This is a genomic window from Desulfobacula phenolica, assembly GCF_900105645.1.
GTDB lineage: Bacteria > Desulfobacterota > Desulfobacteria > Desulfobacterales > Desulfobacteraceae > Desulfobacula > Desulfobacula toluolica.
This window is the reverse complement of sequence record NZ_FNLL01000001.1, coordinates 506,603-518,165: the sequence shown is the minus strand read 5'-3', so window position 1 is coordinate 518,165 and position 11,563 is coordinate 506,603. Positions and strand designations below refer to the sequence as shown.

Genomic DNA, 11,563 nt, shown 5'->3' with positions numbered 1-11,563 from the left:
CCGGTTCACCGGGACACTGCCTTCGTGGCTTTGTATTTTTATGATGCTGCTTTATATTTATTTACACTGTACTTAAAAATATATCATCTTCATGATGATGCTTGGCGCATATTAATAAACCATTATTTTTTGTCAACCTGTTTTTTTATCATGCAAAAACATTTTATAATCAAATTGCTTTTGTTCTTATTTTTTATTCTTCCGCAATCCTTTGATATCAGCTGTCAACTCTCAAATAGGTGATCTCAAAAGCCTTGCAGGATCTATATTGCTGAAGCCGGTTGCTCAGGGAGAACGAATCATTCATTTCATAGTGCTGAAAAATATCAAGGCCCCGGTCTAATAGGATTTTCCAGCCATGGTCGGTAACAATATGCCGCGCATGGAGGATCTGGTTTTCATCAAATTCCCACGAAAATCTAACTCCGGCTATGGCGCAATTCTCCTGGATCTTCATGAAATTTTCCACCTGCTGCGGGCCTTTGAATTCATCTTCCGCCGTTATCAGGTGGACTTTCACTTCATCGTCTTTAGGTTTGATCTTGGCTATGGTTTCAAGAAACTCCATGAAGTTTCTGATCTGATAAAAAATACGGATATATGAATCTGTCACTGTTATTTTTCTGGCACCCTGGAGATACTGATCAAAGAGCTTGTCATATGTTACGCCACGTTGATTTTCTTGCACAATGACCTGTCTTTCTTTGAGTTCGGATAATTTTTCCTTGGCAGCGTCTTGAACCCGGGGCTGCTCAAGTTGTTGCGGATCAATTTCAGTTTCAGATTCTTTGTCTTGAAACGAACCAAAATACTGAGGATACTCTTCCTCTTCAAGGCTCTTCACATGGATGGTTTTTCCACCATCATTGCAGGTGTATGCAAATCTTACAGCAGCATAGGTGGAATCAATTTTCATCAGTTGGTCTTTCACCCTTTTTCTGCCTTCAATTGCAAACTGCAGCACCTCTTTTATCTCTTTTTCAGTTGCCTCTTTGTGAGGAAATAAAATTTTCATCATGCCGGAAAAGGTTTTATTTATACCGTCCTTATCCCTGGTTGAAATATCGCTTACCAGGTTAAAGTGTTGAGCATACAGGTCTGAGTAATCATGGTTTCTGAGTGACCTTAAGATTTCAGCAAGATAGTCCACTACAAATCCATATCCATTGGAAAACATCTCTCCACGGATAATGTCCACTTCCCAGCCGGGAAGGTAAAAGTGGATTCTATCCAGGAACGCTGAATCATAATACTGTTCCGGCAATTCATCAAAGAGATCCGTGTGCTTGAGCATATACGGCAAAGTATGCCGGGTGTTTCCAACAAATACCATGGATGCTTCTGCACCGATGGTCTCCACCCCCCGGGAAAAGGATTTGTTGGCCATGTAATTTTTCATGATATCCACAAGTGCTTTGTTCACTCTTTTTTTCTTACCTGCGAACTCATCAAATGCAACTATATCCCAATATCCTACAAGGCCGATTTTACCGGAATTATTGTTTACAAACAACTTGGGTACGGTGATCTCTCCGCCTGATATCAGGATGCCATGGGGAGAAAAGTCGGAAAAGACATGAGATTTGCCTGTCCCTTTTGGGCCAAGCTCAATCAGATTATAATTTCGTTCACAAAATGGTATCAGACGGACCAATTGCAGAAGTTTACTTCTTTTGCCCAGCTTTTCAGGGTTAAAACCGATACTTTGGACCAAAAGGTCTATCCATTCATCCGTGTTGAACTGTTTTCTTGCGGCAATATAATTATCATAATTAAAATGCGAAAGCTGGATGGGTTTGAGTTTGTTGATGATCCAGGGTGAGGTTGACTTGTCCTCGAAATGTTCATACTCCATATCCACAATGGTCCAGACCCCGCTGACAAGAAGTTTGGGATGTTTTTTTACCGTATCTGAATCAACTAAAACTTTTTTGATCCCCAGATTGGCAAAAGATGCTTCATATACATCTTTTGCATCATTAAGGGCAACACTGACTTTATCAATAATCTTATGACGGCCTTTCTCCCTGATAACAGACTTGATCAATCCTGATTCATTCCGATGAACATAGTGCTTTCTTAAGACATCTTTAACAGTATCAATCCCTGTTTTGATGCTTTCTTCATCTGCCGTGGCACAATACTGCCCCAGCAGATATTCAAGAACATAGGAAGGAACAATGGCGTTGCCTTTGACTGTTTTAACCAGATCTTTTCGAACAACGAGTCCTGAAAAATGTTCATTTATCTTGTCATCAAGCGCTGTCATAATAGTTATCCCTAAAAGTCAAAATCACTGGTAAATGATCTTCTTATCACATAACGTGCTGATTTATATTCTTTAAAGTAAGCGGTTCCCGGCTCCTTTTCTTCAAGGCGCAAATAGACCTCCTGTTCATTCTGGTCATCAGCCTTTTGGGTCAGGACAAACCGTATTTTTAATTCTCTTTCTCTTGGATTTTCAGAAGTGAATTCAAAGTTCAGATTGTGGCAGTCTGAAACAAGATCGTTATTTTTTGAATAGATCCCGGCCCGCAATGATCTTGATTGAACTTTATCCGTAACCGGCTGAGCCTGATAAAAAATTACTGCGAACTGGCCGGTGGTTATAAACGATGTAGATCCGCTAAAGATATCAATACCCACTTTGGAGATATCACTCGTCCGTTTTTTATGGATATTGATGACAGGAACAACCACTTCCTGCAATGTTGCCCCCCCATGAACAAACCTGGAGCCAGACCCTTTTAACCGTAATCTGTTAATGGATTTGGGTATCTGGATTTCCATATCACCTTCAATACCGGCTTGTTTTGCAGTAAAGCATTTCATGCCGGTACTCTGTGGCAAGTCTTTACCAAGAAGGAAACGCCTGTCACGATGCAACGCCTCTATGCCGGAGATATCAGTGCCAAGAAAATCACTGTCTTCAAGCACCCGATCCTGATAGATAAACCCATGATCCGAAGTCACTAAAAGATTGGTGGCATTGGCTGAAACCAGTTTCTTTATAATTTTTATTAACGCCTCAAGGGTATCTTCAGCCGCATTAAAAACCCGGCCTTCCGACTCTTTTTTGTCTCCGGTGTCATCAATCAGATTGTGATAGACATAAACCACATCATGTTCCCGAAACAGTTCTCGGCATTCGGTTTTATTCATTCCCATGAGTTCATCCGCTCTCATGGCCCTGGCTGCTCCGCTTACAGCATTCTGGAGAATCTTTGATCTGTTTTCCGTGCCTTGAGTGCTTTTCCCGTCCACAAAAACTGTGGTTGAATGATTGTCTGAAAACCGTATGTCCTTGTTGGGCAACAAAGATGCCATGCCCAACTGGGTGAAGCTGGGAAGTGTGGTCAGCATTGGGGAGATTTTGGCATCAAACCTGTCTTCCTGTCTGATACGGCTGAGAAGTTCATGCCCGATTTCATACCGCAGGGCATCTGAGATAATAACAAACACTTTTTTTTTGTCGTTAAGAAAGGGGACCACCTGTTGCTGAAAAAAGTGTCTTTGAAATTCTATACGGGTTTTGCCCCAGCAGTCACATTTATCAACCTGATTCTGCCAATTATTATTGACCGTCAGCAGATAATTATTGGAATACATATTTTCAACCTTATCTGAGAGCGCCTTGAGCATTGAGACCTCGCCCGATTGTCTGGTATGGAAAATATATTTACGATAAAGCTGATCAAGGCGATACCAATAATTGGCATATTTGGTTAGTCCATCATCCATGGATTCGATGGCAAATTCAGTCTCATCCAGAAATTTGATGAACCGTGCCCCATAATCAATGGCCTGGTAGAGAGCTTTGTATGTTTTGTACCAGTGACTTAACTTTCTTTTTCTGATTAAGCGTTCCCGGTCACCGGATGAAACAGTCTGATCCACAACACTCTTGACCAGATCGCTTAATATTTTCAGATCCACAAGTTCAAAGGAATCAATCTCCTCAAGAGACGCGATGTCTCTTGTCTGAAGATCTTTTTCAATGGCCAGGATATCGGCACATTCTTTTGATAATGTTTCAAACGCCTTCTGATGTTTAACGCTGTCTTTCCAGCGTTTGAGAAATACCAATGCATCAGGAACAAGATTTGAATCATTGCCCAGACTCATGTCGTAGCATGATTTAAACAGCCCAATCGTAAAATCCTTAATCCCGGGTGAATCAGATGTATAACCAAAACTCAATTCCAGCCGGTTCCACAAAAATGCGTCAAGACCACTGTTTTCAATAAGCTTTAGTTTCTCATCCTTTTTAACGGCAGATTCGGAAAGAAGATTTTCAAGAATATCATCTAGCCGTGGCTCTGATGCTGCACATACGGCAAGCATCTTTATCCTGACAGCATTTTGTGTGTCATCGGACGCAAGGATCTTTTTTAATTTTTCTCTTCTTTTAGCGGCGTTAAAAAACACAGCATGATCATTGACAATATCGACAAATTCAATACCCAGACCAAGTTCATTAAGCCGGAGGGCTGACTGGTCTGCCCTGAACTCTCCAAATGCCAGTTGAACATCTAAAAGCCAGTTGTCCAGATCTGAAGGGGCCTCTGCTTCATGGTATAAAAGAAACTTCTTGTCCGGTTCTTCCCGAAGGATTCGATGCTTGACCCTGAACTCGTTATTGTTCAATTCAATTTTTTCAATGTCTTGGAATTCAAGTTCTTCATAATCTTTGCGTAACTCTTTTTTTGCATCGTACCAGAAGACAATTCTGTGTTTTTTAAATATTTTTTCAAGGGATTTGATTATCTGCGTCATCTTAATCCTGTTAAAACTTTATAGGTTCATTTAAAGGTTCAAAATCAGCACTATTTTTGAACCTTTAAATTCTTATGCCCTGTGCCTTTGTACTTTATCTTTGGTTCTTTTTTAAATTTAAATCTTTATGAGTACTAACCTTCTGATATTATCATTTTTCTTTAACTCTGCTGCTTTCATCGGTAAAATTAAGCTGTGTCAGTTTCTTTAATTTTTTGTCAGAATTACATTCAGAAATATTGTCGTTTAGTAATTTAAGATTATTCCAGAGCTGGTTATAATTTGCCCTGTTGATTGACAGGTTAGTAAAATTCTTTTTACAGTCATTGCAAAAAATCAGGTTTGAAAACTCAATATTCCTCTTATCCCAAAGAAGAGTACCCTTTCTACTGCTCTCTTTTCGCTGTTCTTGAAGCTGCTCAAAATGCCTTTTCCAATGTTCAACCCTGGCTGCATTTTTTGCAACACATTTTTTTTTCTCTATCTCTCCATTTTCATCAATTGTATCCCACAATAAAGCGATCCCTGACAAATCCCAAAGATCACTGCTTAAAAAACTGACGGCGACCGCATCAAGCATAAATGCAGCACCAAGGGAAGGCGTTTTGACTGTATTATCTGATGCCAGACAGAATTCCGATAATTTGAAGTGGTCAACACAATTAATATCGTCAATGGGGATTTGAGGGATATCTGTACTGGATATCAGGGATTTAATACGCATGGAATAATCCCTGTCCTGGTTTTTTATCCATTCCCGCAGAAAATAGTTATCAGACAGCAGAATGTTATACCAGTGGCTGTCAAATTGTTCACTCACACGAATGGGACTGACTCTGGCTTGAAATGCAACTTTAACAACCTGAAAAAAGTGAATCAGGTGGTTATTCGCATCAATTTTTGTTTTAAACGGGAGAGATTCTTCATTAAGGATCAGGAACTCATGCATCACAGATGCCCCAGCAACTTATCAAGATTCTTATCCCATTCATCGAAAAAACCTTCAGGCCATTCATCCAGCCTTCCATTTTTATCAATAAAGGGTTGTATCATATCGATTGTATGTTCAATATTATTTAATTGTTTGAAAAAATAAAAAAGTGATATGTTTTCAGGCTCAATTAATTTAGTCAATACCGCTATCCTGGCACCGTTTAAAAAATGATCACTATGGGTCTCAACAATAATCTGTACCCCCTCTTGAGCAGCCCTGGCCATAAGCTTTGCCACTGCTGACTGCCCTGCAGGATGAAGATGAGCCTCAGGATTTTCAATAATTATCAGATCTCCCTTTTTTGATGCAAGTATGGAAGTAACGACCGGCAGAACATATGTTAACCCGAATCCAACATTCTCCGGTCTGAATTTTTCAGTATACCCTGTTCCGGTTTCAAACTCGTAATGAAGACTTGCCTGATTTATATCTTCAATTACATTGGCAGTAATTTTAATTCCCGGGGTAATTTCAGACATCCAGGCATCCACCTGGGCAAGCAGGGTGGCACTTTTGGCTTTTTCATGTAGTAACTTTTTATTTAAAAGCTGTTTTGCACCATTTTCAAAAAGATAGTGGGCAGTATATTCACCATTGTTACCCAGTGAATTAAGAGTTTTTACATCATATTCTGAAACCGGATAACTGTTCTTTGGGCCGGTTCTTTCTGCTGCCAGATATTGAAAATTATCAGAAAACAAAGCTTGTGAGAAATCAAATTTGTCAGGTGTCAGTTTATTTATTGGTTGTAGATTAGATTTGCTTTTATAATTAAAACTGATATCAAGGTTTTTCTTATCTTCCCATTCAAGAACAAAAGAAAACATCTCGTTTTCCGCATCTATGGATAAAGCATCTTTTCCCTTTCCGATATTTATATAGCTGCCGTTAAGCAACAGCCCCCTGTCTGTTAAAACCTTCTGTTCAAAAGACTGCCTGAGCAGAAGCATAACCTGGATTAAAGATGATTTACCCATGCTGTTCAAACCTGAAACAAGGGTCAGGTTACTTAAGTTTAGTTTAATATTTTTAAGAATTTTATAGTTCTCAATGGTTATGGAGTGAAGCATTTTTATGCCTCCTTGACAATAGATTGAACGACCTCATTTACTTTATTGAAACGAAGTCTTACATTATCAGAATATGTAGTAGAAACAGTTATGGCATTATAAAACTCAATGTTATTCAATAAATTTATAAATTTTTGAACACTCTTTTCTTTTCTTGCTTTTAAAATTTCTCTTTCATCATAGGGCAGCAAAGAAAAAACAGTGGTAACAACTTCAAATAATGCCCTGTTGATCATCTTTTTTGACTCTTTTTTAGCAAGGGATTTTCTAAATGCATCAGCTCCAAACAGTTCCCAAGAGAGCATGACAGCATTTTTAAAATCATTTTTTAATGTATCCAATACCTGCTGATCAAGGGTTCCCAGGGTCTCCATGGTATTATTTAAGTGTTTTATCATGGGTTCTCGGTATTGGTTAAAATCTGTAAGTCTGAATGAGACAAATCTTAAAATCAACTCTTTATCCAACATCCTTCTTGAAGAAGCCATGACACACTCTTTAAAATACTCAGCATCGGCAATACTGCTTAAAAAAATTGAAGCCTGCCCATTATTTGCATTCTGGCTTAATGCATGTCGAATTTCCTGGGGATTCAGGGTAAGCCCCCCGGTATTAATACGGTAAAAAAGACTGTATTTAACATTTTTTGGAGTTCCAGGCTTTATAAGATAGAGAGTAACAGGAGCCTCTTCAATTCTACGTTGATAAGCTCTTGGCAGATCTGAATATTTTTTAGTATCAAGTTCTTTTATAAATTCAAGCCCTTTAAGCTTTAAGGTATTATCAACAACAAACTTCTTAATGGTTGAAAGCCGTTGAAGTCCATCTACAACCACCCACTTTTCATCTATTGAAGCATCAAAATAGAATGCAGGGATCGGAAGTTTGATAAGAAGTGATTCAATCAAACGGCACTGAATTTCATTTTTCCAGAGATTTGCAGTTCGCTGAAAATCAGGATTAAGATCAATCTCATCGTGTTTCAACCTTTTAATCAAATTATCCATAGTTGTCTGCTGTATCTGGATATCAATTTGTTTGGGATCAAAAGGTTCTTTTAAATCAGCAATTTCATTGTCAAGATCTTCCTGTTCTTCTATATCAAACTCCATTGTATCCTTATCCTGCAAGATTGTTTTTATCTCTTCCATATTTCATTTGTTCTCCCACAATAGCTTATGTCTTAAAACTGCATATCAACTCAACCCTGCAATTTTTTTAAGCGCTTTACCAAACTTTGGGTAGTTTACCTTTACTCCATCATCAAGGTCAATTTCTATCTGTTTTGTCGCCAGGGGATAGAGGATATCCCGTTCATATTCATTCACCTCATCCAGCACCTTTTTGATTTTTTCGATCTCTTTTAAGGCCTTTGTTTTTTCTCCTTGAGAAGCAGATGTGCTGATACTGATATTTTCAAGGTTGTCTTTTCTGGCAGCCAGCTTGGTTCTAAACTCCCTGAGGTAATCATTGAGGATTATGGAAACCGTATCCGGCCTGTATCTGTGCATGTAGATCAGGGCATTGAAACTGCCCTTTGGCGATGAAAACATCCAGTATATGGGGCGTTTTTTGTACATTTTCACATGATATGTGTAAAAATCTTTGAGAAAGAATTTTCGAATATCCTTGCCAATGGCTTTTTCAATAAACTCAAGGTTTTCCGTGTAGTGTTCTTCTCCGAATGTTACTTTTAAGAATTTTTTAAATCGTTCGGCTATGTCATCTGTAAACCAGTCAACATCCATGATGGGGATTACGTTGTCATTGTCTGGGATAAATGTTGGTTCTGGTATTTTAACAAGATAATTTTCAAGCGTTTCTCCCTGGTTCGCTAATATCAATCCATCACTATCCAATGAGTAACGTCCGAATATACAACCAACTGAGTAAGAAATAAGTTCCCTTATAGTATCAGACAATAGTAATGCTTCAAGTTCTTCACTCGTTTTTTGGCTTCCGTAGCGATAATGGGGATTGCAATTAAGAGTAATCTCCGAAAATGACAAATCAGAAACCAACTCTTTCTGTAGATCATAAATTTCTATAACAATTTTATTATTCTCTTCTTCAAGCTGTTTAAGATGTATTGTTCTTGTTAACCATTTTGCTTTTAATTCTTCAAAAATCTCACCAATATTGTGTGATATTAATGTACGATCAAACTGCTCTTTATATCTTCCTTCAATGTTTCGTGCATGGAGAATCATAGGGGAAGCCAAAAAATCCCATGCAGGTTCGTATGAATTCCAGTCGTTTCGAGATTCATCTATACAAGATTTAGATATTTCTTGTAACTTGGAATTATCAGTCACTTTTTTAAGCTTTGGAATTGATTTTATATCTCTTAATTGAGCATGAAGGGTTGGATTCAGGATAGGAAGTAAATTTTTAGTATAATTCGAGTTTAATAAACATAGATATTTATAAATTTGCTTTAGATCTTTAAAAAATGCTGTAGGTCCTGACATATCAAATGTTGTATTTTTCGGCAAATATCTGAAGCCTGTTCCACCAGAAGTGATATCTGTCCAAGTTATACCATCCTTATACCAAAATTCCTCTGCTATAATCCTGCACGAACTATCTTTCCTGTAGTGCATCCTTGCCTCTTCTGACCAATCTACAACATGTTCTAAATTACCAAACCATTTTCTATAGGCTCCACCTTTTGAATAAAGTAGCCATTTTCTGTCTCTGCCTATATGCTTTCTATTAACTTCCCAATGATTACGAACATATTTATTATTATTTGCAGTCTTATTTTGCCCTTCAGTGATAATATTATTACCCAGTGTGGGCTCATTAAATGTGTCGAGAATACTTTCATCAACCCAATATGCTATTGGGCTCCCCGGAACCTTTTTAAAGTCTGAAGTAGAAACATGATAGAAGACTTTTGGAGTATTATTAACAATAGCATCTATCATCATTTCGTTCTTTTCTTCTTCTGAGATACCATCAACTAATCTTAAATAGACTCCCGGAAATTTATTTAAATAATTTTTGTTTAAAACAAATGCTGTTGTCGAGACAACTTCTCCGCCAATACTATTAAATGCTCGTGGTCCTAAATGCGCCATGGATAATACGGTATTTTTTCCCAATATCTGTTTTCGCAGTTTTTCATAGGAAGAAAGGAACATCCAACTCTGCATCGTTATCATTGAAACGATACCTTGTTTCATGACCATTTTTAAACTTCGTTCTATAAATACTGCAAAGAGATCTGTTTTGCTTTGTGGATAATTATCTTTCACCCATTTTCCCAACCGCCCGTTCATTCCTTTTCCCATATACGGTGGGTTGGTGATGACAACATGATACTTGGGACTTAAATAGTTTGCTTGACTTAATACTTTCAACACCCTCTCATGAATATCCTGAAGGAACATATCATCGGACACTTTTTTTTCATCCAGAAGACGCAATACATCAGGGATATTTGTTAATTCAGGACGAATCAATGAACCAAAATTATCCGCTTCCTCAAACTGATACAGTAAAGTTGAAAGATCCATGGTAAAAAGATCAGGGGCAACTGCATCCATATAACTTTTAACCTCATGCTCTTTAAAAGACACATTTTCAAGGACACAAATATTGGGCTGCACATTCTTTTTAAAGAAACGACGATACTTTTCTCTTGCTTTCATAAACAATGCAAAGGCTGCAAGCTCTCCTGCCCGTTCATCAATCTCAATACCGTATAGATTATTTTCAAGAATGAGCTGTGGAATTTGAGGGGCATCATATCCTTGTTCTTCATAAACGGCATAAAGAATTTCAAACGCATACACCAGCATGTGACCGGAACCGCAGGCAGGATCGCATATTTTTATCTCTTCCGGAGATTTGATCACAAGAAAATCTGTTTCTTCCTGCTCCGGCTTAATATAATACGCCATTTTATCAACAAGCCTGGAGTCTGGATGATTCAAAATCCACAAGCGTCCAAGAGAATTCTCCACCAAATACCGGACAATCCAGTTGGGTGTGAAAAGCTGTGTGGCTGCAGGAATATCTTCCGGTGTCACTTTTTTATTTTTTTTAAGCCCGGCAAACACCTCATCCTTTTTTTCCGAGATATAAAACTGGTACAGCCAGCCAATCACTTCAACATCGGCACAAGCCTCTTCGGACAGGGCTTCACGGGTAGCGGTCAAGATTGAACTGTCTGACAACAAATCATCGGGCATCAACAGTTCTGTAAAGTCTGCAATCTTTTCAAACAGGAACGGCATAATGCTGTTGTAATCGTTACAGACTGCGACCAGCAGCATCCGGTATGCTTCCTGCTGTGGCTCCGGGCTTGGAATGGTTTCATTGAGCAGGCCAAACACTTTTTCTTGATCAATTCTCAACCCGTCATCAATATGGCCCTGCTTGGCTTCCATCAAGATTTCCGGCTGGGAGAACCCCCGGGCAGGTGATACCACACCCATGGCGGTATATCTGTTTGCATCCATGAACCTTAATGCGCAAAACCGGTTGAACCAGATGTAGGCCACTTTTTCTATTACCTGGTCGCGGGATGTCCGGGAGATTTTTTTTTCAAGATCTTTTACGGCTTTTTCCCGTTCTCTTCTGGCCGCACTATTGGTATCCAGCACGATGGACAGCTTTGTTGCAACCAGGTCTATCAATTGTCTTCGCGCATTCTGTGCAAATTGTTTCAGCTTTGATGTGTTCAATTTTAATCTGCTCCGTCAGGATCTTCTGC

General features: G+C 38.6%; 6 protein-coding genes. All 6 read right to left on the bottom strand.

Annotated features, from left to right (window positions below; genetic code table 11):
• Positions 1-217: 217 nt before the first annotated feature.
• The 6 genes from brxL to pglX all read right to left on the bottom strand — a co-directional run bounded on the left by brxL (position 218) and on the right by pglX (position 11,534).
• Positions 218-2,269: a BREX system Lon protease-like protein BrxL gene (brxL, locus tag BLT94_RS02180; RefSeq protein ID WP_092229956.1), complete on the bottom strand. Its 2,052-nt coding sequence runs from the start codon at positions 2,267-2,269 to the stop codon at positions 218-220.
• A gap of 11 nt (positions 2,270-2,280) precedes the next feature.
• Positions 2,281-4,776, bottom strand: coding sequence for a BREX-1 system phosphatase PglZ type A (gene pglZ, locus BLT94_RS02175; RefSeq protein ID WP_092229954.1), 2,496 nt, complete (start codon positions 4,774-4,776; stop codon positions 2,281-2,283).
• Between the two features lie 151 nt (positions 4,777-4,927).
• The gene (locus BLT94_RS02170; protein WP_014958230.1) at positions 4,928-5,725 is read right to left on the bottom strand and encodes a hypothetical protein; all 798 of its coding nucleotides are present in this window, start codon (positions 5,723-5,725) and stop codon (positions 4,928-4,930) included.
• Positions 5,725-6,840 carry an AAA family ATPase gene (locus BLT94_RS02165; protein WP_092229953.1) on the bottom strand — a complete coding sequence of 372 codons (1,116 nt, stop codon included), beginning with the start codon at positions 6,838-6,840 and terminating at the stop codon, positions 5,725-5,727. Before BLT94_RS02165 ends, BLT94_RS02170 begins: the two co-directional genes overlap by 1 nt.
• Positions 6,841-6,842: 2 nt before the next feature.
• On the bottom strand, positions 6,843-7,991 hold the full coding sequence (locus BLT94_RS02160; protein WP_092229951.1) for a DUF262 domain-containing protein: 1,149 nt from the start codon (positions 7,989-7,991) through the stop codon (positions 6,843-6,845).
• Between the two features lie 45 nt (positions 7,992-8,036).
• On the bottom strand, positions 8,037-11,534 hold the full coding sequence (pglX, locus tag BLT94_RS02155) for a BREX-1 system adenine-specific DNA-methyltransferase PglX (RefSeq protein ID WP_092229949.1): 3,498 nt from the start codon (positions 11,532-11,534) through the stop codon (positions 8,037-8,039).
• Between the last annotated feature and the right edge of the window lie 29 nt (positions 11,535-11,563).

Excerpts from the sequence above, each read along its gene's own strand:
- brxL (WP_092229956.1), bottom strand. The coding sequence starts at position 2,269 with ATGACAGCGCTTGATGACAAGATAAATGAACATTTTTCAGGACTCGTT.
- pglZ (WP_092229954.1), bottom strand. The coding sequence starts at position 4,776 with ATGACGCAGATAATCAAATCCCTTGAAAAAATATTTAAAAAACACAGA.
- BLT94_RS02170 (WP_014958230.1), bottom strand. The coding sequence starts at position 5,725 with ATGCATGAGTTCCTGATCCTTAATGAAGAATCTCTCCCGTTTAAAACA.
- BLT94_RS02165 (WP_092229953.1), bottom strand. The coding sequence starts at position 6,840 with ATGCTTCACTCCATAACCATTGAGAACTATAAAATTCTTAAAAATATT.
- BLT94_RS02160 (WP_092229951.1), bottom strand. The coding sequence starts at position 7,991 with ATGGAAGAGATAAAAACAATCTTGCAGGATAAGGATACAATGGAGTTT.